Origin of the sequence: Phytohabitans kaempferiae, from assembly GCF_042433955.1 — a bacterium.
Classification (GTDB): Bacteria; Actinomycetota; Actinomycetes; order Mycobacteriales; family Micromonosporaceae; genus Phytohabitans; species Phytohabitans kaempferiae.
In genome coordinates this window covers 403,582-426,703 of sequence record NZ_JBHLUH010000009.1, presented here as the reverse complement: position 1 = coordinate 426,703, position 23,122 = coordinate 403,582, and the positions used below count along the sequence as shown (strand labels likewise).

The following is a 23,122-nucleotide window of genomic DNA, read 5'->3' as shown; positions in this document are numbered from 1 at the left end:
GGTCAGCTCCCGGCGAGGATCTCGTACGTCCCGTCCAGGGGCTTGCTCGGCTTGATGACGGTCAGCAGCTCCGGCGGGAACCGGGTCGCGCTCATGTTGTGCACGGTGGCGCTGAACGCGGGCACCGGGCTCGCCAGCAGGTCCAGGTCGGGCGGGGAGGCGCCGGTACTCTCCAGTGCGGTGCGTACCGCCGCGGAGTCGGTGCTGCCCGCCTTCTCGTACGCCCACTTGAGCAGCAGCACGATGTCGCGGCTGACGGCCGAGCCGACCAGGCTGACGATCGGCCCGGCGGACTTGAGCTTGCCGGTGAACGGCTGGAACGTCGCGTCGACCGCGTCCGGCGTGCTCCGGCCGAGGATGCGCAGGGCGACCGCCCGGAACTGGTCCTGGACGGCGGCCGGGATCAGCGTCGCCAGGTCGCCGGTGACCGAGGCGGTCTGCGCCACGACCGGCACGTCCCAGCCGAGCGCCTCGATGCCCTGCATGACCGCCGAGGTCTGCGTCCCGGCGCCGTAGAACGCGATCGCCTGGATGCCGGCGCCGCGCAGCCGTTGCAGCGTCGCGGTCACGTCGGTGGCCGTCGGGCTGTACCGCTCGACCGCCTTGATGTTGAGTCCGGCGGCGGGGAAGTCCTTCTCCCAGACCGCGGTGAACGCGGTGCCGGAGGTGTCGTCGGTGACCAGCAGCCCGATGTCGGTGGCGTTGATGGCCTTGAACTGGGCGGCCATCTGCTCGTCGTACGCGTTGAACGGGGCGCCGATCGAGAAGCTGAAGGGGTACTTGTCGATCTCGGTGATGGCCGGGGTCGCGCCCGCGGTGACGGTCAGGACGTTGCGCGCGCTGGTGTACTGCAGGATGGCCAGCACCACGTTGGGAAAGGCGTCGGGGTAGACGAAGTCGACCTTGTCGCGCTCGACGAGCTGCTGCGCGGCGGCCAGGCCGCGGGCCGGGTCGCCGGCGCTGTCCAGCGTCTGCACCTCGACCTGCCGGCCCAGGATGCCGCCGTTGGCGTTCACCTCCTCGGCGCCGAGCTCGAGTCCTTCCTTGACACCGGTGCCGATCGCGGCGTACGGGCCGGACAGCGGGGCCACCGCGCCGATCCGGAAGGGGTCGCTCGATCCGCTGCCCCCGTCGTCGCCGCCACACGCGGTCAAGGTGGCGCACAGCGCGCCAATGGTCACGGCCGCTGTCAGCCGGATACCTCGCACCATGGATACCACGCTCCTGGGCTATTCAGGTCTGCCCGCCAGCCGGGCGAAGCAAGCAAGCGCTTGGTTTGGGAGTATGGATGTGTGGTTTCGGCGTGTCAAGGCTCGGTTACGCCGGTGGTTCTGCGGCGGTCGCGCTCGCTTCGCTCCCCGAGGGCTCCGGGCGGTCGGCGCCGCCGCGCATCGCCGCCCGCATCGCCGGGTCGGTCACGAAGACGGGCGTGTTGTCATCGGCCAGATGGGCACCTTTGACGCTCATGCCGCCGTCCACGGCGAGGCACTGCCCGGTCACGTAGGCGGCCAGGTCGGAGAGGAGGAAGAGCACCGCCCCGGCCACCTCCTCCGGTCGCCCGCGCCGGCCCAGCGGCACCGCGGCCCGGTCGCGCCCGGGGTCGGCGGCGGCCCCCGAGGTCGGTGTGGCGATCGTGCCGGGCGCCACCGCGTTGACCCGGATGCCGTGCTCGGACCACTCCAGCGCGAGCGTGCGGACGAGGCTGATCAGCCCGGCCTTGGCGGCGCCGTACGGCGCGTGGAACGGCGCCGCGCCGATCCCGCTGACCGAGGAGACCGCGACCACCGCACCGGGGCCGCCGCCGTCGACGATCAGCCGGGCCAGCTCGGCACCGAGGAAGGCCACGTAGTCGAGGTTGAGCGCGACCACCTCGCGCCAACGCCCGGGGTCGACGTCGAGGGTCGGTCCCCAGTACGGCGCCGCGATCCCGCCGGCCACGGTGACCAGCCCGTACAGGGGAGCGGGCGCCTCCCGCGCGGCGGCCACCACAGCGGCCCGGTCGGCGGCGTCCAGTACGTCGGCGACCACCGGGGCCACGGACGCGCCGGCCGCGCGTAGCCGCTCGACAGCGGGGGCCAGCCGCTCCGGGTCGCGGTCGACGGCGACCACGTGGGCGCCGGCCGCCCCCACGGCGGCCGCGACCGCCGTGCCGATGCCGCCGCCACCGGCACCGGCCACGACCACCGTGCGGCCGGTCAGATCGGTGTTCATCGCGCATCCCTTCGCCGGCGGATGGATCTTCATCCTGCGGCTCGGGGCGTCGACAAACAAGCGCTTCGTTGGTAACGTCCTCGCCACGCCGGCACCGCCGCCGGCTGCCCGGTTGGGGGTCGCCTCGTGGCCGTCGGCAGCGCGTCAGGTCTCGTCAAGGCCCGCCCGGACCGCGTCGGCGGCGGCGTGCAGCGCCCGGGCGACCGAGGGCACGCGGGAGTTGGGGCAGCGCGCGGTGGGCATGCCGACCGCCAGCGCCCCGCGCACCCGCCCCGCGCTGTCGCGCAGGCAGACGCCCACGCCGATGATGCCCCGCTCGCTCTCCTCCCGGTTGACCGCGTAGCCCAGCCGCCGGGCCGCGGTGAGCTGCCGGCGCAGCGCCGCGAGGTCGGCGACCGCCGGACCGTACGTCGCGGGCAGGCCCCGAGGGTAGAGCGCGGTCAGCTCGGCCGGGGAGAGCTGGGCCAGCAGCACCTTGCCGCCGGAGGTGGAGTGCGCCGGCAGCGACATGCCGGCCCGCGAGCCGACCCGCAGCCCGTGCGTCGCCTCGGCGCCGTCGACGAACCGGGCCGCCGTGCCCTGGAGCACGACCAGGTGCACGGTCTCCTGAAGCTCGGCGCAGAGCGCCTCCAGGTGCGGGCGCACGACCGAGCGCAGGTCGCGGCCGGGCCGGCCGGCGAGGCCGAGGTCGGCGAAGACCGGACCGGGCCGGTAGGCGCGTGTGGGGTCCTGCACGGCGAAGCCGTGGAACCGCAACATCTGCAACAGCCGGTGTGCGGTCGACGGCGCCACGCCAAGCTCGCGGGCCGCCTCCGCCACACCGACCCGGGACCGGTCGCGCAGCAGCAGGATCAGCCGGAGCGCGTTGTCGACCGACTCGATGCGGTATGGAACCTCATTCTGCACCAGAGAATTATGGCCGGCCCAGCGTTCCATGGTAAAGAAGCTGCATACGCTGGCCGCATGACGGCAGTCGACGCCCAGGAATCCGCGGAGCTCGCGAAGCTCTACGACGACTTCGCCTCGGCCGGGCTCATGCCACTGTGGACAGTGCGAGCCGGGCTGATGCCGCAGGAGCCGGCCCCCGCCGCCGCGCCGCACGCGTGGGCCTGGAAGGACCTCTTCCCGCTCGCCGAGCGGGCCGGGCGGCTCGTGCCGGTCGGCCGCGGCGGCGAGCGGCGGGCAATCGCCCTGGCCAACCCCGGCCTCGGCGGCGAGCCGTACGCCACACCCACGCTCTGGGCCGCGGTCCAGTACCTCGGCCCGAAGGAGGTCGCGCCGGCGCACCGGCACGCGCAGGGCGCCTTCCGCTTCGTGCTGGACGGCGAGGGCGTGTGGACGGTCGTCGACGGCGACCCGGTCGCGATGCGCCGAGGCGACCTGCTGCTCACCCCCGGCTGGGCGTGGCACGAGCACCAGAACACCGCCGCCGAGCCGATGGTCTGGCTGGACGGGCTGGACATCCCGCTCGTCGCCCAGCTCGACGCCGGCTTCTTCGAGTTCGGGCCGGACGAGCTGACCGACGACTCGACACCGGAGTCCTCGCGGGGGGAGCGGCTGTGGGGGCATCCCGGGCTGCGACCGCTCTCCGGGCTGGCCGACCTGCCGCACTCACCCCTACCGGCGTACCGGTGGCGGCACACCGACGCCGCGCTCGCCGCCCAGCTGGAGCTGGAGGCGGAGGGGCACGCCGCGACGGTCGAACCGGGCCACGCGGCCGTACGCTTCACCAACCCAACGACCGGTCGGGACGCGTTGCCAACCCTCCGGTTGGAGATGCACAGGCTCGCCGGAGACACGGTCACGGCCACACGCCGCGAGGTGGGCTCGTCGGTGTGGCAGGTCTTCACCGGCTCCGCCACCGTCACGCTCGACCAGCGCGAGGTTTCGCTCGGTGTCGGGGACCTCTTCGTCGTACCGTCCTGGTGCCCGCTGACGCTGCGCGCGGACGGACCGGTCGACCTGTTCCGGTTCAGCGACGCGCCGGCGTACGAGGCGCTCCGGCTGGCCCGCCACGCGGTGGTGGCACGCTGATGCGACTCGCCACGATCCGTACCACCGAAGGCACCGCCGCCGTCCGCGTCGAGCCCGGCGGCGAGGCCGTCGAGATCGGCCCGCCCGACGTCGGAGCGCTGCTCGCGCTCCCCGACTGGGCCACGCGCGCCGCCGCGGCGGAGGGCCGGCGGCACGCGCCCGGCACGCTCGACCACGCGCCGCTCGTACCCCGGCCGGAGAAGATCATCTGTGTCGGGCTCAACTACCGGCGGCACATCCTGGAGATGGGGCGCGAGCTGCCCGAGCATCCCACGCTCTTCGTGAAGTTTCCGTCCGCCCTGGTCGGCGCCCGCGACGAGGTGACCCTGCCGCGGGCCAGCGCCCAGGTCGACTGGGAGGCGGAGCTGGCGGTCGTGATCGGCACGGCCGTGCGGCACGCCTCCCCGGACGCCGCCCACGCCGCCATCGCCGGCTACACCGTGCTCAACGACGTGACCGCCCGCGACTGGCAGTACCGGACCACGCAGTGGCTCGCCGGCAAGACGTTCGAGGCGACCACGCCGCTCGGGCCGGAGCTGGTGACCGCGGACGAGGTGCCGGCCGGCGCCGGGCTGGAGATCACCTGCTCGGTCAACGACGAGGTCGTGCAGCGCGACAGCACGGCCGAGCTGGTCTTCGACCCGGTGACGCTGGTGGCGTACCTGTCCCGGATCGTCACGCTGCGCCCCGGCGACGTCATCGCCACCGGTACCCCCGGCGGTGTCGGGCACGCCCGCAAGCCGCCGCGCTACCTCGCCGACGGCGACGTGCTGGTGACCCGGGTCGAGGGCGTCGGCGAGTGCCGCAACGTGTGCCGCGCGGAGAAGCTGTGAGCGCCCCCGGCCACGAGACAGCGCTGCCGTGGCTGCGGACCGGCACGGCGGCGGTCCGCGCGGCCGTCGCCGGCCTGGACGACGCGGCGGCCCGTGAGCCCAGCGCGCTGCCCGGCTGGACGCGCGGGCACGTGGTCACGCACCTGGCCCGCAACGCCGACGCCCTCGTCAACCTGCTCACCTGGGCGCGTACCGGCGAGGAGCGGCCGATGTACGCCAGCCCGGAGCAGCGCACCGCCGACATCGAGGAGGGCGCCGGCCGTCCCGCCGGCATCCTCGCCAAAGACCTCGACGCGGCCGGTGACCGGCTGGACGCGGCCCTGGCCGCGTTGCCCGGCGCGGCCTGGGAAGCACCCGTGCGCACCGCCCAGGGCCGCACGGTGGCGGCGAGCGTCGTGCCCTGGATGCGGGTACGCGAGCTGTGGATCCACGCGGTCGACCTGCGGGCCGGCGTGGCCCTCGGCGACCTGCCACCGGACCTGGTCGACGCGCTGCTCGACGAGGTGACAGCGACCTTCACCGCGCGTGGCGGCGCGCCCGCGGTGGTGCTGGCGCCTATGGACCGAGACCGGACCTGGCGGATCGGAGTGGACGACGGCGTCGCGACGCTGCGGGCGCCCGCCGCCGACCTGCTCGGCTGGCTCACCGGGCGCGCGCCGCTGGACGGCGCCCCGGCGGTGCCGCCGTGGCTGTAGGAGCGAGAGGAGCGAAGGTGGCGAGTCTGGACGTGATCGAGGCGGACGTCCTGGTGGTCGGCGGGGGCATCGCCGGCTGCGTGGCGGCCACCAGGGCGGCGGAGGCGGGCGCGTCGGTCGTACTTGTCGACAAGGTCCGCTCGGTGCGGCGCTCCGGCGACGCCGGCCGCGGCCTCGCCTTCCTCACCACCTACCTCGACCTCGGCGAGGAGTGGGACACGCCGGCCGCGTTCGCCCGGTGGTACTGCGACATCGCGCTCGGCCTGGTCGACATGTCGGTCGCCTGGCCGGTGGCGATCGACCCGCTCCCCGACGTGGTGGCGTTCCTGGAGGAGTCGGGCGTCCCGCTGCGCAACGCCGAGGGCGGCTACGACCGGGTCAGTCGCATGTGGACACCGGGGCCGATCGTCCTCAAGTTCGACGGCGAGGACATCAAGCCGCGGCTGACCGAGCGCGCGGAGGGCACGCCCGGCGTCCGCGTCGTCGGCGGCGTCCACATCACCTCCGTGCAGCGGGACGGGGAAGGGCGCGCGGTCGGGGCCACCGGCTTCGACGTGCGCTCGTGCGAGTTCGTCACGTTCCGGGCCGGCGCGGTCGTCATCGCGACCGGCAACGCCGAGCGGGTCATCTTCAACTCGCCGCGCCGCGACCCGTTCAACACGTACCACCGGCCGTACCACGGGGCGACCGGCTTCGCGCTGGCCGCACGGGCCGGGGCCGCCGCGGCGAACATCGAGTTCCTCGGCACCTTCCTCTTCCCGCGCGGCTTCGCCACCGGCGCGATGGGCAACCTGCTGGAGGCCGGCGGCCGGCTGGTGAACGGCAACGGCGACCTCATCGCCGGCCTCCCCGACGTGGAGGGCCGCCAGTTCGGGCACGGCATCGTGGCCAAGGCGGCGGGCGAGGCACGGGCCGGGCGCGGCCCCATCTACATCGACTGCACGCACCTGTCGCCGGCCGCGTTGGCCGACATCACCACCTACATCTCGTACGACGCGCCGCTGTTCCGGGAGTTCCTCGAACAGTCCGGCATCGACCTGGCCCGCCATCCGGTCGAGTTCGAGCTCTTCAACGGCGCCTGGTCGGCCACCGGCTCGCCAAAGGGCGTGGTCGTCGACGGGACGGGGCAGACCGCGACCCCGGGGCTCTTCGCCGCTGGCGACCTGTCGACCCCCGCGTACGCGCTCGCCGGCTCGCTCACCTCCGGCTGGGTCACCGGCGACAGCGCGGCCCGCTTCGCCCGCGAGGCGGCGGCGCCGGTGCTGGACCGGGACGCGGTCGCCCGCGAGCGGTCGCGGACGCTGGCGCCGCTCGACCGCCGCGGCGGCACCGGCTGGCGCGAGTTCGAGCGGGAGCTCCAGGACCTCATGACGAAGTACGTCGGCATGGACCGCAACGAGATCGGGCTGCGCCAGGCATCGGCGTACCTCTCGTCGTACGCCGATGCCGAAGTTGGTGTCGGCGCCGCGGGCGGGCACGAGCTGATGCGCGCGCACGAGGCGTTCGACCTGCGGCTGTTCGACGAGATGATGGCGGCGGCCGCACTGGAGCGGGACGAGACGCGGTTCAGCTTCCTCATGGGGCACCACCGCACCGACCGGCCCGATCCGGACGACGAGACCTGGACCGGCGTGGCCGTGCTCGCGTCCCACGACGGCGACCGCGTCGTACTGGAGCGCACCGTGCCCACGCCGGAGTGGCGCGAGCAACGGCTGCGCGAGGCGGCCGGCAGCACCGGACGCCCCGACTCCGACGCCGGTGGCCTCGCCGCGTCGGCCGTACCCACGCGCGTGGTGCGAGTCTCCACGCCGGCCGGGAAGGGAGCCTAGCCGTGCCGCCCAGGATCGACCCCGACGTCTGCACGCTCTGCGGCAAGTGCCAGGACGTCTGCCCCGGCGACATCCTCCACATCGACCGAGGCGTCGGCGAGATGGTCCGCTATCCGGACGAGTGCAGCCACTGCGACGTGTGCCGGGTCGAGTGCCCCGCCGGCGCCATCGAGATCGCCTTCCCGTGGAGCCTGCTCCAGCAGCCCGTCACGATCGAGATCCGGGAGCGCCGCGATGATTGAGGCGGACTACACGATCGAGCTTGCCGTACCGGTCGAGAAGGTCTGGGAGTACGTCGAGAAGATCCCCAACTGGGCGCCGTTCGTCATCGGCTTCCAGAAGCTCGAACTCGTCGACGAGCGGCGGTCGGTCTGGACCCTCCGCGGCGACGTCGGCATCCTCACCCGCGAGGTCGACATCCAGGCCGACATCACGGTCTGGGAGCCGCTGCGGCGGGCGGAGTTCACCATCACCGGGATCACCGAGCGGTTGAGCGGCCGGGGCACCTTCGACCTGTACGCAATGGACGGAGCGGCGTCCGAGGCCGGGCCGACGTCCGAGGCCGCCCCGCCACCGGCGCCGGCCGCCCCGCGCCGGGACGGGCCGCTGCGCCGGCTGCGGTTCGCGGTCGCCCGCTTCCTGCTGCGCCGGCTCAACCGCCGCGCGAAGGCCACGCCGGACGCTGCCGCGCCCGCGCCTGCGGCCGGGGCGGGAGCCGTCGAGGCCGGTACCGGCGGCGGCTCGCGGCTCGTCTTCCACCTGGAGGTGGCCCCCGGCGGCCCGATGGCACCGATGATCGAGCTGCTGATGGCGCCGATGATCGAGCCGGCGGCGCAGGACTTCCTGCGCGACGTCCGCGCCGCGCTGGAGGGAGGGCGCGATGCGGTCGGCACACCGTGACGGGCGCCTGTTCGGGCCGTACGACGACGCGCGCTGGGCCGACCAGCACGTCGCGGAGATGATGCGCACGCCGGCCGAGGTCGCCGTGCCCGCGCTGGTCTCCGTGCGGGTCTGGCCGGAGGAGCGGCGCCTGCTCGACTGCGCCCAGCCGGTGCTCTGCGTGCACATCAAGGGCGGCGGGATGACCGACCCGACGGAGTTCGCGCGGGGCCGCGACAACGTCTTCGTGGCGCAGACCGTCGGCTCCGGTCACTTCGTGCAGATCGAGGTGCCGGACCAGGTACACGCGACGATCGAGCGGTTCCTGACCATCGTGGGCTGACGCTCGCCGGCCTTCGTACCGCGCGGAACCTCAGCTCGCGGATGTGCGGGCGGCGGACCGGCGCCGGCGGCTGGAGGGCGCGGCGGGGGCGGCCGGCCGGGCGGCGAGGCCGTCGAGGAACACTGCCGTGCACTGGTCGGCAAGGCGGGACACCGGATAGTCGTCGCTGGGGTAGAACCACCGCACCGAGAGCCACACCGCGTCGCGGATGAGGCGGTAGAAGACTTGAGGGTCCACATCGGAGCGGAACGCCCCGGTCGCCACGCCCTCGTTGATGACGGCGAGCCACGCGGCGCGTACCTCGCGCTGGACGTCGCGCAGGAAGGCGAAGCGTTCGAAGCCACGTAGGTAGTTCACGTCGTTCTGGTAGATCTCGGTGGCCTGCGGATGCGTCGCGGCGGTCGCCAGCGAGGCAGCGACGAGGTTGCGCAGCCGGGTCGGCGGGTCGCCGGCACCGCTGAGCGCCTCCCGGTATCGCACGCGCAACTCGTCGAGGTAGGGGCTGATGATCGCCTCGACGATCGCCTCTTTGCTCTCGAAGTGGTGGTAGAGGCTGCCGGAGAGGATGCCGACCTCGTCGGCGATCTGCCGCACGGTGGTCGCGGCCACGCCCCGGCTGGCGAAGGAGGCGGCGGCGCTGTCGATGATCTGCTGCCGCCGGTCGAGAGCTTCTGCCACATCGCCCCATTCGGTCGGATCAGCCGGACCGGTACGGCCGGACACAGGGGAGTATACGTCAACAACCAAGCGCTTGGTTCACCGCCGTCCGGTTGTCATGTTTCCCTAACTAGCGCTTGATTGCTAGCCGGCTGAGAGCTACGTTACAAGGCGTTCCGATCCCGGCGAGCTCCTTCCACGGAGGCGCAGATGAGAATCGCGCGGACCGACAGACCAACATCCCGGACAGCGCGACTCGCGCGTTCTGGCGCGTCGTTGCTTCTCGCCGCGGGCGCCCTCGTCGCCTGCGGTGGCGACGGCGACCAGAACACGGCCGGCGGCGGTGTCGTCACGATGGCCACCTGGTCGGCGACCAAGTCGCTCGACCCGACGCAGGCCGCCGCCACCGGCAACTCGGCCGGCGCCGAGATCGCCGCCATCTACGACACGATCATGCGGTACGACCCCGAGTCCGGGACGTTCGAGCCGCACACGGCGGAGTCCCTGACCCCCAACGCCGACTTCACGCAGTGGACGCTGAAGCTGCGCCCGAACATCAAGTTCTCCGACGGCACCGCGTACGACGCGGCGGCCGTGGTCGCCAACCTCAAGCGGCACGTGGAGACCCGCTCCAACACCGTCTCCCTGGTCGCCCCGATCACCAAGTACGACACACCGGACGACCTCACGGTGGTCTTCACGCTCTCGTTCCCGTGGAACGGCTTCCCGTTCGCGCTCGCCAGCGGGCCGGGCATGGTCGTCTCCCCGGCGGCGGTGCAGAAGCTCGGCGACGGGCTCGGCACCAACCCGGTCGGCGCGGGCGCCGGGCCGTTCGTCATCGACAGCTTCCGGGCCAACGAGTCGGTCACCCTGAAGCGGAACCCCGACTACTGGGGCGGCCAGGTCGCGGTGGAGGGGCTCAAGTTCATCTACGCGGGCACCGGCGCCCAGACGTACGAGGCGTTCCGGGCCGGCACGGTGCAGGTGGCGTTCCTGCGCGACCCGGCCTCCGTGGCCGAGGCGAAGGCGGACGGGGTCGGCGGCTTCACGCAGCGCTTCTCCGCCAACGACACGCTCATCATGAACAACGGCATCACGGTGACCTGCCAGAAGGGCGAGCCCGCACCGAAGTGCGCCGGCAAGGCGGACGGCACCGAGATCCCGTCCACCGCGCCGACGAAGGACAAGCGGGTCCGGCAGGCCGTCGCGGCCGCCATCGACCTGCAAACGCTCAACCAGCGCGTCTACAACGGCGCCGGGGAGGTCACCACCGACCTGATCGCCCAGCAGTCGCGGTGGTACGACGGGGTCACCGGGCCGGCGTACGACGTGGCGCGGGCCAAGTCGCTCGTCGCCGAGGCCAAGGCGGCCGGCTGGAACGGGCAGATCCGGGTCAGCTGCCACACCGGCCTGCCGACCTGGGGTACCGCGGTGAAGGGCATGCTCGAGGCGGCCGGCTTCCAGGTGAACCTGACCGACCAGCAGGAGATCGCCGCGAACACCTCGGCGGTCATCGTCCGCAAGGACTTCGACATCGCCTGCTTCGGCTCGTCCATCTCCGACGCCGAGCCCTTCTTCGCCATCAACCGCGACTTCAACTCCGCGTTCGTCAAGAGCGGTGGCGGCAACTACTCCGGCTACGTCAACCCCGCCGTCGACCAGGCGATCGCCGCCGGGCGGGCGGCCGGGGACGAGGCGGCCATGAAGGCCGCGATCTCCACCGTCGCGCGGGCGTACACCGAGGACGTGCCGTTCCTGGTCCTGACCTCCCAGCCGGAGCAGGTGCTGGTCTCGGAGAAGCTCACCGGCCTGGTGCTCAACGCGAGCACGGTCGTCATGTTCCACGACGCCAAGCCCGCCTCATGACCGGGCCGGAAGCCGGCCGAGGGGCCGGGACCGGCCGGACCGCCCTCGTCACCGCCGCGGCGAACGGGATCGGCGAGGCGACCGCCCACGCGTTCGCCCGCGCCGGCTACCGTCTCGTCCTCGCGGACATCGACCGGGACGGCCTGGAACGGGTCCGCGCGGACCTGGACGGGTCCGAGGTCACGCTGGCCGACGGCGACTGCACCACCGAGGCGGGGGCGGCCGCGGCGGTGGAGCAGGCGGTTTCCGCGTACGGCGAGCTGGCCGTGCTGGTCAACGCCGTCGGCGGGAGCCGGCCCGGCCAGACCGTCGCCGACCTCACGCTGGACGAGTGGAACCGATGGGTCGCGTTCAACCTCACGTCGGTGTTCCTGATGTGCCGGGCCGCCCTGCCGCACCTGGTCGCGTGCCGGGGCGCGGTCGTCAACGTCGCCTCCGGCGCCGGGCTGCGTGGCATGCGGGCCAATCCGGCGTACGTGGCGGCCAAGGCCGGGGTCGCCGCCCTGACCCGGGCCATGGCGCTCGACCACGGCCCGCGGGGCGTGCGGTTCAACTGCGTCGCGCCGGGGCCGGTGCGTACCCCGCTCATGCGCCGCAACCGCACCGAGGCGGAGATCGCGGCGATGGGCGGCGTGGCGGTGCTGGGCCGGATCGGCGAGCCGGAGGAGATCGCCGAGGCGATCCTGTGGCTGGCCGGTGACGGTGCCTCGTACGTGATGGGCCAGACCGTCGAGGTCGACGGCGGCGTCGCGTCGATGGTGTGACGGGGGGATCATGCTACGGATGGCGGCGGCGAAGGTGCTGCTGCTCGTGCCCGTGCTGCTCCTGGTGAGCGTCGGCACGTTCGCGCTCCTCCAGCTCGGCCCGGGCGACCCGGTCGTCGCCGTGCTGGGGGAGACCGGCACGGCGGAGGACTACGAGCGCGTACGCGAGCAGATGGGGCTGGACGAGCCGCCGGTGCAGCGGTACCTCGACTGGCTGGGCGGCGTCGTCCGGGGCGACCTGGGGCAGAACCTGGTACCGCCGATCGAGGACGTCTCCGACCGGCTCATGCGCGCCTTCCCGGTCAACCTCGAGCTGGCGTTCCTGGCCATCGTGATGGCGCTCGTGCTGGCCGTGCCGCTCGCCATGTGGTCGGCGTACCGGCCGGGCGGGCGCGCGGACCGGTGGATCGCCGCCGGCACGGTCGGGATCATCTCGGTACCGTCGTTCCTGCTCGGCCTGGTGCTGCTGCTCGCGTTCGCGATCAACGTGCGGGTCTTCCCGCTCGGCCAGTGGGCCCGCCCCACCGAGGCGGGCCTCGGCGAGAACCTGCTGCACGCCTTCCTGCCGGCGCTGACGCTCGCGCTCGCCGAGGCGCCGGTCTTCGCCCGGCTGCTCCGCGGCGACCTGATCGCGACGCTGCGGGAGGACTTCATCCTGGCCGCCCGGGCCAAGGGGATGCCGTCGTGGCACATCATGCTCCGTGAGGCGCTGCGCCCCTCGTCGTTCTCGCTCGTCACGCTCGCCGGGGTCAGCGTCGGCCGGCTGCTGGGCGGCACGATCCTGGTCGAGGCGGTGTTCACCCTGCCCGGCGTCGGCAGCGTCATCATCAACGCCGCGCAGAACAACGACTACAAGCTGGTACAGGGCGGCGTGCTGCTGATCGCCGCCGTCTACCTGCTGCTGAACCTCGCCGTCGACGTCCTCTACGGCTTCCTCGACCCACGGGTGAGGCGGCGCCATGTCTGAGGTCGTCGCCGAGGTCCGGCCGGAACCGGTCGCCCCGCCGCCGGTACGCCCGCCGCGCCGTCGCGGGGTCGCCGTCGCGGCCGGTGCGGCCCTGCTGGTGGCCGGCGCCGTCCTGCTCTGGGTCGCGTTGGTACCGGCCGGCGGGCTCGGCAACCTGCTCAAGCTGCTGCTGGTCCTGGCCGCCATCGGCCTCGCCGGCCAGGGCGTGCGGCGAATCGGCGCCGGGATCCGGGGCGGGGAGTTCGACGCGGGCTTCTGGCTGAGCATCGCCTGGCTGGCCGGTCTCGCCGCCGCCGCGGCACTCGCCGACCTGCTGCCGCTCGGCAACGCCACGGATACCACGCAGACGATCGGCCAGGCCGGGTACGCGACCCCGGACCTGCTCTCCGCGCATCCGCTGGGCACCAACGGGTTCGGTCTCGACCTGCTGGCGCGATCGGTGTACGGCGCCCGGGTCAGCCTGCTCACGGTCGGCCTCACCGTCGCCGTCAGCCTCCTGGTCGGCGGCACGATCGGCATGGTCGCCGGCTACTTCCGGCGCTCGGTCGACCTGGTGATCGGCGTCTTCGCCGACGCGGCGCTCGTCATCCCGGCGCTGGTGCTGCTGATCGCGTTCGCGGCCGTGCTCGGCCCGCCCACCACGGTTGGCGAGGCGGTGCTGAAGAACGGACTCGCGCTCGCCGTGGTCGGCATCCCCACGATGATCCGGCTCGCCCGGGCCAACACGATGGTGTACGCGCAGCGGGAGTTCGTGCTGGCCAGCCGCGCCATGGGCGCCAAGCACCTGCGCGTGCTGCGCCGCGAGATCCTGCCCAACGTCGCGCTGCCGCTGGTCTCGTACGCGTTCATCGTCGCCGCCGTGCTCATCGTCGCGGAGGGCTCGCTGGCCTTCCTCGGCCTCGGCCTCCAGCAGCCGGAACCGTCGTGGGGCAACATGGTCGCCGAGGGCGGGCTGCGCGAGCTGCGGCAGCATCCGCACGTGCCGCTCGTACCTGGCGCGTTCATGTTCCTCACCGTCTACAGCCTGAACGTGGTCGGCGAGCGGGCGCGCGCCCGCTGGGACTCCCGCGAGGTGAAGGTGTGAGCGAGCGAGTTGGCGCGGCAGCGAACCAGGGGGCAGTGAGCGAGCGAGTTGGCGCGGCGGCGTCTGGACGGAGCCGGCCCGCCGACGCAGTCGGGGTTTCGGGCTGGCGGAGGAAGACGTCGCCTTCAGCGCCGCACGAGCGAGCGAACCAGGAGGCAGGGTGAGTACGGATCCCTTCCGGCTGGACGGCCGCGTGGCCGCGGTGACCGGCGGCGGCAGCGGCATCGGGCGCGGCGTCGCCGAGGTCCTCGCCGGCGCGGGCGCGGCGGTCGTGGTCGGCGACATCGACCCGACCGGGGGCGCGCAGACCGTGGCGAGGATCGTCGCGGCCGGCGGGCGGGCCAGCTTCCACCGCACCGACGTGACCCGCCGTGGCGACCTCGGCGGGCTCGTGGCCACCGCGGTCGACACGTACGGCGGCCTCGACATCCACTGCAACATCGCCGGCGCGCCCCCGCCGGTGGGCGAGCTGCTCGAGGTCCGCGAGGACGACGTCGACCGCGAGCTGTCGATCACCCTCAAGGCGGCCCTCTACGGCTGCCAGGCGGCGGCCGAGGTGATGGTGCCGGCCGGGCGCGGCGCCATCGTCAACATCTGCTCGACCTCGGTGGACATCCCGGCCGCCGGGCACGGGCTGTACCACGTCGGCAAGCTCGCGGTCGCCGGCCTGACCCGTACCCTCGCGCTGGAGCTGGGGCCCAAGGGCGTACGGGTCAACGCCATCGCCCCCGGGGCCACGCTCACCAACTTCAGCGCCCGCAACTTCACGGGGCCGGACGGCCGCGTCGACGAGGAGCGCAAGGCGGCCTGGCTCGCCGGCATGGCCGCCCGGTCGCCGCTCAACCTGGTCGGCAGCCCCGAGGACCAGGGGCTGCTGGTGCTCTACCTGGTCTCGGACGCGGCCCGCTTCGTCACCGGCCAGCTCGTGCGGGCCAACGGCGGATGGTCGATGGGGTGAGCGGGCCGACCGCACCGGACCTGGCGCGCCGTACGGCCGGCATGCGCTCGTCCAAGCTCCGCGACCTGATCGCCGTCACGACGAGCGGCCCGGTGCTCTCGCTCGCCGGCGGCCTGCCCCCGCCGGAGGCGATGCCGCTGGAGGCGCTCGCCGCCGCGGCGGACCGGCTCTTCGCGCGTGGCGACCCGGCGCTGTTGCAGTACTCCACCACCGAGGGCGACCCGGTGCTGCGCGAGGTCGTCGCGGCCGACCTGCGCGACCGGCTGGGGCTGCCGGACCCGGCCGGGCGGCTGATCGTCACCACCGGCTCGCAGCAGGCGCTCGACCTGGTCGGCAAGGTGCTGCTCGACCCGGGCGACGCCGCGGTGGTCGAGTCGCCGACGTACGTGGGCGCGCTGCGGGCACTCGCCGCGTACGAGCCGCGGTTCGTCGGCATACCGGTCGACGAGTCTGGGATGGACACCGACCACCTGGCCGGCCTGCTCGCCCGCGGGCTGCGCCCCAAGCTCTGCTACACGGTGCCAAACTTCGCCAACCCGAGCGGCACCACGCTCGCCGGCGAGCGCCGCGGGCACCTGGCCGAGCTGGCCGCGCGCTACGGCTTCCTCGTGGTCGAGGACGACCCGTACGGCCAGCTCCGGTTCGCCGGCGCGGACGTGCCGCCGGTGGCCCGGTACGGCGAGCAGGTGCTCTACCTCGGCAGCTTCTCCAAGCTTGTCGCGCCCGGACTGCGGGTCGGGTACGCGGCCGCCCCGCCGTGGCTGGTGCGGCCGCTCGCCGTCGCCAAGCAGGCCACCGACCTCAACTCCTCCTCGCTGGCGCAGCGGCTGGTCGCGGAGGCGCTGGCCGTGCCGGGCTGGTTCGAGGACCACCTGGCCGGGCTGCGCGCGCTCTACCGCTCGCGGGCGGCGGCCCTGGTCGGCGCGATCGGCGAGCGGCTGGGCGGCCGGATGAGCGCACCGATGCCGGACGGCGGCATGTTCACCTGGGCGGAGCTGGCCGGCGGGGGAGCCGGCGCGCTGGAGGTGGCGAAGGCGGCCATGCGGCGCGGCGTGGCGGTGGTGCCGGGCGACGAGTTCTCGGTGACCGACGCATTCCCGCACGCGCTGCGCCTGTCGTTCTCGATGCTGCCGCCCGAGCACCTGGTCGAGGCCGTCCAGCGGCTGGCGGAGGCGCTGGACGAGCTCAGCGCGCGCTGAGGCGGGACACCGGGGATGGGCTCAGCGCGCGGTGAACCGGGGGACCGGGGATGAGGTCAGCGCGCGGTGAAGCGGGGCACGGGCCACACGGTCGGGTCGGTGGTGCTCCACAGCACGCGGTGTACCCGGTCGGCGATGCGCCAGCCCTGCGGGGTACGCACGAAGCGGTCGTCGTAGGTGAGCCCGCGGTGCACCACCTCGTGCCCCTCGCCGGCCGTCCGGACCATGTGCACCACCGTGTACGAGGCGACCGTGGCGGTGTCGCCGTCGACCTCGACCGAGACGGAGCCGACGACGTGCTGGGTGACCGGCAGGTTCGCCAGCGGGGCCATGTGCGCCACGATGTGCTCCGCGCCGCGCGCCAGCCGCACGCCGGAGTACTCGGCCTGCGCGTCCGCGGTGAAGCACTCGCCGACCGTCTCGAACTCCCGCCGATCACAGGCGCGGGCGTACGTCGTCAGGATCTGTTCGATCGCGGCGCGATCCTCGGCGTAGCTGGGCATGGCGGAGCACCTTTCGTATGTCGACAAAGGAGTGATGAGAGTGGACAGTGACCGGTGGGGCATCAACGACGTCGTCGCGCGCTACTTCTCGGCGGTCGACCGCCGCGACTGGCCCCGGCTGCGCTCCTGCTTCACGGAGGACGTGGAGGGCGTGTACGAGGGGGTGAGGGTCGCCGGCGGCGTCGAGGCCATCATGGCCTTCTTCGAGGGGCGGTCGGCGCACCGCTTCCCGCTGGAGATCGTCAACCTGCGCGTGGCGACGCACTTCATGGGCAACCACATCGCCGTGGTGGACGGCGACCGCGCGTCGGCCGAGACGTACGCGCTGGCCCACCTGGTGGACGAGCCGCCGTCCGGCCCGCGCATGCGCACGCGCGGACTGCGATACCTCGACGAACTGGTCAAAGTGGACGGACAGTGGCTGATCCGCCGCCGCGAGCACGTCCTGGACTGGATGCGCCTCGACGACGTGCTGGACTACTCCGGGAAGTGACATGCCACGTACTGGTCCGCCCCGACCTCGCGCAGCAGCGGCTCGGTGGTCGAGCACACTCCCCGCGCCCGTGGGCACCGTGTGCGAAACCGGCAGCCGCTCGGCGGCGCGACCGGTGAGGGCGTCTCGGCGGCGGTGCGGGCCGGCCCGCCGCCGGCCGGCTCGCCGGTGTCCAGCTCCGGGACCGAGCGCAGCAGCAGGGCGGTGTACGGATGCGCGGGCCGCTGGTAGAGCGCGTCCGGCGCCGCCACCTCGCAGACCTTGCCGAGGTACATGACGACGATCCGGTCGCTGACCCGCTTCACCACGGCCAGGTCGTGCGCGACGAAGAGCAGCGTCAGGTCGTAGCGCCGCTTCATCTCTTCCAGCAGGTTGAGGATCTGCGCCTGTACGGAGACGTCGAGCGCGGAGACCGGCTCGTCGCAGAGGAGCAGCCGGGGCGCGAGCACGAGCGCGCGGGCGATGCAGACCCGCTGGCACTGCCCGCCCGACAGCTCGTGCGGCCGGCGGTCGCCGACCAGCGCGGGGTCGAGCCCGACGGCCTGGAGCAGCTCGTCGACCCGCTCGTCCGCGGGCGCGCCGCCGCGTGGCCAGATCAGCAGCCCTTCCCGCACGATCTCGCGCACGGAGCGGCGCGGGTTCAGCGAGGAGATCGGGTCCTGGAAGATCATTTGGAAGTGCGTGCGGCTGCGCCGCAGCTCCTCGCCGCGCAGCCGGGTCAGCTCGACGCCGTCGAAGAGCACCGACCCGCGCGTCGGCGGGGGCATCTGGAGGATGGCCCGGCCGGTGGTGGACTTGCCGCAGCCGGACTCGCCGACCAGGCCGATGGTCTCGCCGGCCCGCGCGTCGAGGCTGATGCCGGAGACCGCGTGCACCTTCCTGCCCCGTCCGGCGGGAAACTCCACCACCAGGTCCTCGACCCGGAGCACGACCTCGCCGGGGTCGCGCAGATGCACCTTGCCGGTGCCGGCCATCAGCCCGTCACCTCGTCCACCCTGGCGCTGTGCTGGTCGCGCTCGCTTCGCTCGCTGGCGGCCCCGAGTGGCTGGCGCGCTCCACCCTCGTCGCCGCGCTCCTCGGACCGGAGCTTGCCAGCCCCGGCGCCGACCGCCGCGAGGTCGAGACCGGCGCCGGTGCGGCGGCGGGCGCGGTTTTCCGCGAGGGCCTGCCGGCCGCGCTCGGTGCCGACCGGATATAGGCAGGCGTACCGGTGGCGCGGCTCGTCGGGGTCGGGGTCGAGCGGTGGCGGGGCCACGAGGCAGCCTTCCTGTGCGTTGCGGCAGCGAGGGGCGAAGCGGCAGCCGGCCGGCGGTGCCACGAGGTCGGGCGGCGAGCCCGGGATCACCTCCAGCGGGGTGTGGCTGGGCTGGTCGATGAGGGGCATCGAGCGCAGCAGCGCCGCCGTGTACGGATGCCGCGTGCGGGCGAAGAGCGCCGCCGTCGGACCGACCTCCACGGCCCGGCCGGCGTACATCACCATCGTGCGGTCGGTGCGGCCGGAGACCACGCCGAGGTCGTGGCTGATGAGGATCATCGCCATCCCCATCTCCCGGCGCAGCCGGGTCAGCAGGTCGAGGATCTCCTTCTGGACCGTGACGTCCAGCGCGGTCGTCGGCTCGTCGGCGATGAGCAGCTTCGGCGAGCAGGAGAGGGCGATCGCGATCATCACGCGCTGCCGCATCCCGCCGGACAGCTCGTGCGGGTACTGGTCCAGCCGGCGCTCCGGCTCGCCGATCCCGACCTGCGTGAGCAGCTCGGTCGCCCGGTCGCGGGCGGCCCGCCGGCCGAGCCGCAGGTGGTAGCGCATCGGCTCGGTGAGCTGCCGGCCGATCGTGCGCACCGGGTTGAGCGAGGTCATCGGGTCCTGGAAGACCATCGCCATCTGCGGGCCCCAGAAGTGCCGTGCCTCGGCCCTCGGCAGCGCGCGGACGTCGCGACCCGCGAAGCGCACGCGGGCCTCGGGAGGGACGCGGGCGTTGCGGGGCAACAGGTTCATGATGGTGCGTACGAGCACCGACTTGCCGGAGCCGGACTCGCCCACGACGCCCAGCGCCTCGCCGGGCGCGAGGCGCAGCGACAGCCCGTCCACGGCGCGCAGCTCGCCGCGCGGTGTGGGGAACGACGTGACGAGTCCTTCGACGTCGAGCAGATCCTGCACGACGCAAGCCTAAGCCTGTGTTGCCTACCAAACAAGCGCTTGGTAACGTCGGCGGCGAACACAGGACCGGACGAGGGTGGTGGCCGTGAAGGACGAGGAACTCGACCAGCTCATCGACGTCGTGCTGCTTCCGGAGCGGGCACGCGAGACGCTCGAGGAGCGCGTGGCGCTCGCCGAGGACCACCGGCGCATCACCGACCTGGTGATGCTCTACGGCTGGCTCTGCGACCGGCGCCGCTGGGACGACCTGCTCTCGTACTACACGGACGACTTCGAGCGCACGCTGGCCGGCACGCTCAGCGAGAAGGTCAAGGGCAAGGAGAAGCTGCGCGAGCTGTACTTCCGGCCGGTGCTGCCCCGGGCCGGCGACGCGGCTGGCCCACCGCCGGCCGCGCAGATCAACACGTACGAGCTGCGGCACCTCATCCATCCGCCGGTGATCCGGGTCGCCGACGACGGCCAGACCGCCTCGGTCGCCGCGGTGTACAGCCTGGTCGCCACGAGCGGCGACGGCAGCGCGTTCCGCCGGGGCGAGCACGAGGGGGCGTACCTGTTCGGCATGCGGCGCGAGCCCGAGGTCGGCTGGCGCTTCGCCACGATGACGGTCATCAGCGAGAACACTCGCAACCCGCTCTTCTCCGGGAGCTGAGCGTGGCTGGGCGGTTCACCGGCCGGGTCGCGCTCGTGACGGGCTCCGGCCGGGGTATCGGGCGGGCCACCGCGATCCGGCTCGCCGCCGAGGGCGCGACCGTCGTCGTCAACGACGTCAACGAGGCCGGCATCGCCGAGACCGTCGCCACCGTAGAGGCGGCGGGCGGCCGGGCGGTGCCGGGGCCGGCCGACATCACCGACTCCGCGGCGGTCGACGCGCTCGTCGCCGCCGTGGTGCGCGACCACGGCGCCGTGCACATCCTGGTCAACAACGCCGGCGGCGCGCTGCCCGGCGCGCGGTGGACCACCGTGGCCGAGACGACCGACGGCGACTGGGACGGCTTCCTCGCGCTCAACCTCACCGCGGCGTTCCGGTGCGCCCGGGCCGTGCTGCCGTCGATGCTCGCCGCCGGGCGCGGCCACATCGTCTGCGTCGGCTCGATCTCCGGTACCAACGGCCAGGTGAACGGTGCGGCGTACGCGGCCGCGAAGGGCGGGCTGAGCGCGCTCGTCGCGTCGATCGCGAAGGAGTACGGCGCCCAGGGCGTCTCCGCCAACGCGATCGTCGTCGGCAACGCCCCGTTTCCCAACCGGCCCAAGGAGCGGCAGGACCAGCTCGACTCGTACGTGCACCTGGGCCGGGTCGGCGCGTACGAGGAGTTCGCCGCCGCCATCGCCTTCCTCTGCGGCGAGGACTCCTCGTACCTCTCCGGCGCGATGGTGCCCGTGGACGGCGGCTTCCACCGCTCCAACCTGCTCTGACGAGCTTTTTCGGTCAGGGACAGATGTGGGCTACCGCGATGCTCGTCGTGGTCCGGACCGTCGCTCCCGCAGCCTCACCCTCCGCGGTTTCAAGCCCTGCCTGTGAGCGGTCTTCCCTCCAGGAGACACCTGGGCGTCCGCGCGGCTCCGGCCGCTGCGCGTCCGTGGTGGTTACTTGACCCCACGGGGGCGACTTCATCCCGCTGGTGGATGTTGTGGGGCGTTCACCGGACACCAGCCGGCCCTGGTCCTTCGTATCCTGCGAGCCAGGCTGGGGTCCGCGAGCTTGCCATGCGCGGGTCGGGCTGGATGGATGGAATGCGCTGACGAACGTGAAGCCGTTCCGGGAAGGGCGGATGGTGCCTCGGCGCGTCAGCTTGTCGGTGGTCGTGGTGCTGCTCGCGTCGGTCGCCCTCGTCGCGAGTCGGGGGCCGGCGTCGACGTCGCTGCGTGTCGAGGTCACCGGGTTGCCGTCCGGTGTGGTGGGTCATGTCGAGGTCGTGGGCCCGGACGGGAGTCGTTACACGATCACGGCCACCGACGAGCGGCGGGTTCCTCCTGGTGTTCACGTGGTGACGATCGGGTCGGTCAAGGGCTCGGCTGTCACCTTCCATCCGGCTGACGAGCGGCACGAGGTGGTGGTGGAGGCGGGGCGAACCACGTCGACCGCCGCGCCGTACCGGGTCGCGATCCCGGACACGACCGAGGTTCTCGATCCGGACGACCCCGCCATCCTGGAGGTTCGTGACCTGAAGGTGGTGTTCGCCGCGGGCTCCCCTCAGGCGGCGGCGCTGGAGTCGGGCGATCATCTCATCTCCGGTGAAGGCGAACGAGTACCGCACATGTTGGTACGGCGGGTAGCGGCGGTGACCTCCAACGGGGACACGATCGTGGTGGACACCGAGCCCGCCACCTTCGACGAGGCACTGCCGGCAGGGGTCATCAGGTTGGAGACGGCCGAAGGGCTCACGATCCTGCGTCCAGCCTCGTTCACGCCCACGGACCGGCCCGACCCGCTCGTGGAGTTCAGCCATACCCTGAGCCTTCGAGATCCCGCCTGCACCCGGGGCCAGGCCGGAGACGAACAGTCCGGTGCGAGGCGCAACGCCGGCAGCGTCCGATACCAGATCGACGACCTCGACCTCGACCTCGACGGCGAGTTCTCCTGGGACGGCATCGTCAACCCGACGGTGTCGGTCTCCGCCGGTGCGACGCTGGCGGTGGCGGACACCGCGGAAGGCACGTTCGAGATGGCGGTCAGGTGCGCGATCGAGCGTGACCGCACGATCCGGCTGGGCTGCGCCAGCGTGCTCGCGCGCATCATCAGGATCGGCCCGATCCGACTGGGCTGCGATCTCAAGGTTGTGGGCGAAGCCTTCCTGGAGGCGAAAGGCAGTTGGAAAACCGGCGTCATCCAGTCGCAAACCTCCCTCGGGTTCGAGGCCGGCTACCGTTCCGATGAAGGCGGGTTCCACGGCGACCGGTTCCTGACCGGCGAAGAGACCAGCCAACCGCCGGCCGCACCCGACGTCGAGGTCTCGTTCGGTGCCAGCATCGGGCTCCGCGCGGAGTTGACCGGTCAGGACCCGGTCGGCATCGCCAAACTCACCCTCGCCCTGGACATCAAGGCCGGACCGACGTTCACCAGCGATCTGGCCGGCCTGCGCGGCGACTTCAAGGCCACCCCGGCGGTCACGGTCAGCGCGCGGCTTGGCCGAGGGTTCCTCAAGTGGGACGGCGAGGCCAAGGTGAACCTCCCCGACATGGAGATCCCCCTCTGGCGAACGACCCGACCGACGACGACGCCATCGGCCCCACCATCGCCCACGCCAACCTCGTCACCGACACCGCGAGTGGTGATCCCGGACCAGTTCGTCGGCAGGTGGGCAGGCCCGCTCAATCCGGATGGTGGTGAAATCCACGAGGACGGCACCGCGCGGTTCGTCTGGCGCTACGACGGCCCGCAGGGGAGGCAGGATGTCGTCCTGGACATGGTCCTGCGGCCCGATGGCGGCGGCCTCGTCGGGACGGTGACCAGGACGACGACGGAGACCCACCGGCCGGGCGGCGAGGTGGAGCGAGAGCCCGGCCCGCACCCCGACGCGCCCGTGTCGATCGGACTGGACAGCGGTATCGGGTACGTGATCTATGTCCTGGTCGACGGGGAGCCGTTCGGCAACTTCTGTGACGAGCGGGCACCAGCCGATCACCCCTTATGCGCACGGTGATGCCGCCT

Annotated in this window: 24 protein-coding genes; 17 read left to right on the top strand and 7 right to left on the bottom strand. The window is 73.0% G+C overall.

What is annotated here, in order from left to right; all coding sequences use genetic code 11:
* Window positions 1–2: 2 nt before the first annotated feature.
* The 3 genes from ACFFIA_RS08630 to ACFFIA_RS08620 all read right to left on the bottom strand — a co-directional run bounded on the left by ACFFIA_RS08630 (window position 3) and on the right by ACFFIA_RS08620 (window position 3,117).
* Window positions 3–1,211, bottom strand: coding sequence for an ABC transporter substrate-binding protein (locus ACFFIA_RS08630; RefSeq protein ID WP_377248178.1), 1,209 nt, complete (start codon window positions 1,209–1,211; stop codon window positions 3–5).
* A 106-nt stretch (window positions 1,212–1,317) separates the two neighbouring features.
* A complete protein-coding gene (locus tag ACFFIA_RS08625; protein ID WP_377248175.1) occupies window positions 1,318–2,211 on the bottom strand; it encodes an SDR family NAD(P)-dependent oxidoreductase in 894 nt (297 codons plus the stop codon).
* Between the two features lie 144 nt (window positions 2,212–2,355).
* Window positions 2,356–3,117 (bottom strand): IclR family transcriptional regulator, encoded by a 762-nt coding sequence (locus ACFFIA_RS08620; protein WP_377248172.1) that lies wholly within the window; start codon window positions 3,115–3,117, stop codon window positions 2,356–2,358.
* A gap of 57 nt (window positions 3,118–3,174) precedes the next feature.
* On the opposite strand from ACFFIA_RS08620, the gene ACFFIA_RS08615 reads away from it, so the two are divergent.
* From ACFFIA_RS08615 to ACFFIA_RS08585, 7 genes are read left to right on the top strand one after another with little or no spacing between them, the layout of a single operon-like run.
* Window positions 3,175–4,245 carry a cupin domain-containing protein gene (locus tag ACFFIA_RS08615; RefSeq protein WP_377248169.1) on the top strand — a complete coding sequence of 357 codons (1,071 nt, stop codon included), beginning with the start codon at window positions 3,175–3,177 and terminating at the stop codon, window positions 4,243–4,245.
* On the top strand, window positions 4,245–5,078 hold the full coding sequence (locus ACFFIA_RS08610) for a fumarylacetoacetate hydrolase family protein (RefSeq protein WP_377248166.1): 834 nt from the start codon (window positions 4,245–4,247) through the stop codon (window positions 5,076–5,078). The genes ACFFIA_RS08615 and ACFFIA_RS08610 overlap by 1 nt, the downstream gene beginning before the upstream one ends.
* Window positions 5,075–5,773, top strand: coding sequence for a maleylpyruvate isomerase family mycothiol-dependent enzyme (locus ACFFIA_RS08605; protein ID WP_377248163.1), 699 nt, complete (start codon window positions 5,075–5,077; stop codon window positions 5,771–5,773). Before ACFFIA_RS08610 ends, ACFFIA_RS08605 begins: the two co-directional genes overlap by 4 nt.
* Before the next feature lie 17 nt (window positions 5,774–5,790).
* Complete coding sequence (locus ACFFIA_RS08600) at window positions 5,791–7,602, top strand: FAD-dependent oxidoreductase (protein ID WP_377248160.1); 1,812 nt, start codon at window positions 5,791–5,793, stop codon at window positions 7,600–7,602.
* Window positions 7,603–7,604: 2 nt separating this feature from the next.
* Window positions 7,605–7,844, top strand: coding sequence for a 4Fe-4S dicluster domain-containing protein (locus ACFFIA_RS08595; protein ID WP_377248157.1), 240 nt, complete (start codon window positions 7,605–7,607; stop codon window positions 7,842–7,844).
* A complete protein-coding gene (locus ACFFIA_RS08590; RefSeq protein WP_377248154.1) occupies window positions 7,837–8,502 on the top strand; it encodes an SRPBCC family protein in 666 nt (221 codons plus the stop codon). Before ACFFIA_RS08595 ends, ACFFIA_RS08590 begins: the two co-directional genes overlap by 8 nt.
* Window positions 8,483–8,824 (top strand): alpha/beta fold hydrolase, encoded by a 342-nt coding sequence (locus ACFFIA_RS08585; protein ID WP_377248151.1) that lies wholly within the window; start codon window positions 8,483–8,485, stop codon window positions 8,822–8,824. The genes ACFFIA_RS08590 and ACFFIA_RS08585 overlap by 20 nt, the downstream gene beginning before the upstream one ends.
* A gap of 30 nt (window positions 8,825–8,854) precedes the next feature.
* On the opposite strand, the gene ACFFIA_RS08580 is transcribed toward ACFFIA_RS08585, so the two are convergent.
* Entirely contained in the window at window positions 8,855–9,502 is a 648-nt protein-coding gene (locus tag ACFFIA_RS08580; protein ID WP_377248148.1) for a TetR/AcrR family transcriptional regulator, read from the bottom strand.
* 255 nt (window positions 9,503–9,757) lie between these two features.
* Between ACFFIA_RS08580 and ACFFIA_RS08575 the strand changes: the two genes are divergently transcribed.
* The 6 genes from ACFFIA_RS08575 to ACFFIA_RS08550 all read left to right on the top strand — a co-directional run bounded on the left by ACFFIA_RS08575 (window position 9,758) and on the right by ACFFIA_RS08550 (window position 16,319).
* Window positions 9,758–11,347 (top strand): ABC transporter substrate-binding protein, encoded by a 1,590-nt coding sequence (locus tag ACFFIA_RS08575; RefSeq protein ID WP_377248145.1) that lies wholly within the window; start codon window positions 9,758–9,760, stop codon window positions 11,345–11,347.
* The gene (locus ACFFIA_RS08570; protein ID WP_377248142.1) at window positions 11,344–12,111 is read left to right on the top strand and encodes an SDR family NAD(P)-dependent oxidoreductase; all 768 of its coding nucleotides are present in this window, start codon (window positions 11,344–11,346) and stop codon (window positions 12,109–12,111) included. The genes ACFFIA_RS08575 and ACFFIA_RS08570 overlap by 4 nt, the downstream gene beginning before the upstream one ends.
* Window positions 12,112–12,130: 19 nt before the next feature.
* On the top strand, window positions 12,131–13,078 hold the full coding sequence (locus ACFFIA_RS08565) for an ABC transporter permease (RefSeq protein ID WP_377248139.1): 948 nt from the start codon (window positions 12,131–12,133) through the stop codon (window positions 13,076–13,078).
* Complete coding sequence (locus tag ACFFIA_RS08560) at window positions 13,071–14,162, top strand: ABC transporter permease (RefSeq protein WP_377248136.1); 1,092 nt, start codon at window positions 13,071–13,073, stop codon at window positions 14,160–14,162. The genes ACFFIA_RS08565 and ACFFIA_RS08560 overlap by 8 nt, the downstream gene beginning before the upstream one ends.
* Window positions 14,163–14,322: 160 nt before the next feature.
* On the top strand, window positions 14,323–15,120 hold the full coding sequence (locus tag ACFFIA_RS08555; protein ID WP_377248133.1) for an SDR family NAD(P)-dependent oxidoreductase: 798 nt from the start codon (window positions 14,323–14,325) through the stop codon (window positions 15,118–15,120).
* Complete coding sequence (locus ACFFIA_RS08550) at window positions 15,117–16,319, top strand: aminotransferase-like domain-containing protein (protein ID WP_377248130.1); 1,203 nt, start codon at window positions 15,117–15,119, stop codon at window positions 16,317–16,319. Before ACFFIA_RS08555 ends, ACFFIA_RS08550 begins: the two co-directional genes overlap by 4 nt.
* A gap of 56 nt (window positions 16,320–16,375) precedes the next feature.
* Here the strand turns inward: ACFFIA_RS08550 and ACFFIA_RS08545 are convergent, their stop codons facing one another.
* Window positions 16,376–16,822, bottom strand: coding sequence for a nuclear transport factor 2 family protein (locus ACFFIA_RS08545; protein ID WP_377248127.1), 447 nt, complete (start codon window positions 16,820–16,822; stop codon window positions 16,376–16,378).
* 34 nt (window positions 16,823–16,856) lie between these two features.
* Between ACFFIA_RS08545 and ACFFIA_RS08540 the strand changes: the two genes are divergently transcribed.
* Window positions 16,857–17,315, top strand: a complete 459-nt coding sequence (locus ACFFIA_RS08540) for a nuclear transport factor 2 family protein (protein ID WP_377248125.1) — start codon at window positions 16,857–16,859, stop codon at window positions 17,313–17,315.
* On the opposite strand, the gene ACFFIA_RS08535 is transcribed toward ACFFIA_RS08540, so the two are convergent.
* Complete coding sequence (locus ACFFIA_RS08535; RefSeq protein WP_377248122.1) at window positions 17,300–18,289, bottom strand: ABC transporter ATP-binding protein; 990 nt, start codon at window positions 18,287–18,289, stop codon at window positions 17,300–17,302. The two genes, ACFFIA_RS08540 and ACFFIA_RS08535, sit on opposite strands and share 16 nt — an antisense overlap.
* The gene (locus ACFFIA_RS08530) at window positions 18,289–19,473 is read right to left on the bottom strand and encodes an ABC transporter ATP-binding protein (RefSeq protein ID WP_377248119.1); all 1,185 of its coding nucleotides are present in this window, start codon (window positions 19,471–19,473) and stop codon (window positions 18,289–18,291) included. Before ACFFIA_RS08530 ends, ACFFIA_RS08535 begins: the two co-directional genes overlap by 1 nt.
* 85 nt (window positions 19,474–19,558) lie before the next feature.
* Between ACFFIA_RS08530 and ACFFIA_RS08525 the strand changes: the two genes are divergently transcribed.
* The 3 genes from ACFFIA_RS08525 (at window position 19,559) to ACFFIA_RS08515 (ending at window position 23,114) form a co-directional block, all read left to right on the top strand.
* Window positions 19,559–20,122, top strand: a complete 564-nt coding sequence (locus tag ACFFIA_RS08525; protein WP_377248116.1) for a nuclear transport factor 2 family protein — start codon at window positions 19,559–19,561, stop codon at window positions 20,120–20,122.
* A 2-nt stretch (window positions 20,123–20,124) separates the two neighbouring features.
* The gene (locus ACFFIA_RS08520; RefSeq protein ID WP_377248113.1) at window positions 20,125–20,886 is read left to right on the top strand and encodes an SDR family NAD(P)-dependent oxidoreductase; all 762 of its coding nucleotides are present in this window, start codon (window positions 20,125–20,127) and stop codon (window positions 20,884–20,886) included.
* Between the two features lie 332 nt (window positions 20,887–21,218).
* Window positions 21,219–23,114 (top strand): hypothetical protein, encoded by a 1,896-nt coding sequence (locus tag ACFFIA_RS08515; protein ID WP_377248110.1) that lies wholly within the window; start codon window positions 21,219–21,221, stop codon window positions 23,112–23,114.
* Window positions 23,115–23,122 lie beyond the last annotated feature (8 nt).

Coding starts and splice junctions, on each gene's coding strand:
- ACFFIA_RS08630 (WP_377248178.1), bottom strand. CDS start 1,211: ATGGTGCGAGGTATCCGGCTGACAGCGGCCGTGACCATTGGCGCGCTG.
- ACFFIA_RS08625 (WP_377248175.1), bottom strand. CDS start 2,211: ATGAACACCGATCTGACCGGCCGCACGGTGGTCGTGGCCGGTGCCGGT.
- ACFFIA_RS08615 (WP_377248169.1), top strand. CDS start 3,175: ATGACGGCAGTCGACGCCCAGGAATCCGCGGAGCTCGCGAAGCTCTAC.
- ACFFIA_RS08610 (WP_377248166.1), top strand. CDS start 4,245: ATGCGACTCGCCACGATCCGTACCACCGAAGGCACCGCCGCCGTCCGC.
- ACFFIA_RS08590 (WP_377248154.1), top strand. CDS start 7,837: ATGATTGAGGCGGACTACACGATCGAGCTTGCCGTACCGGTCGAGAAG.
- ACFFIA_RS08585 (WP_377248151.1), top strand. CDS start 8,483: ATGCGGTCGGCACACCGTGACGGGCGCCTGTTCGGGCCGTACGACGAC.
- ACFFIA_RS08570 (WP_377248142.1), top strand. CDS start 11,344: ATGACCGGGCCGGAAGCCGGCCGAGGGGCCGGGACCGGCCGGACCGCC.
- ACFFIA_RS08565 (WP_377248139.1), top strand. CDS start 12,131: ATGGCGGCGGCGAAGGTGCTGCTGCTCGTGCCCGTGCTGCTCCTGGTG.
- ACFFIA_RS08560 (WP_377248136.1), top strand. CDS start 13,071: ATGTCTGAGGTCGTCGCCGAGGTCCGGCCGGAACCGGTCGCCCCGCCG.
- ACFFIA_RS08545 (WP_377248127.1), bottom strand. CDS start 16,822: ATGCCCAGCTACGCCGAGGATCGCGCCGCGATCGAACAGATCCTGACG.
- ACFFIA_RS08540 (WP_377248125.1), top strand. CDS start 16,857: ATGAGAGTGGACAGTGACCGGTGGGGCATCAACGACGTCGTCGCGCGC.
- ACFFIA_RS08535 (WP_377248122.1), bottom strand. CDS start 18,289: ATGGCCGGCACCGGCAAGGTGCATCTGCGCGACCCCGGCGAGGTCGTG.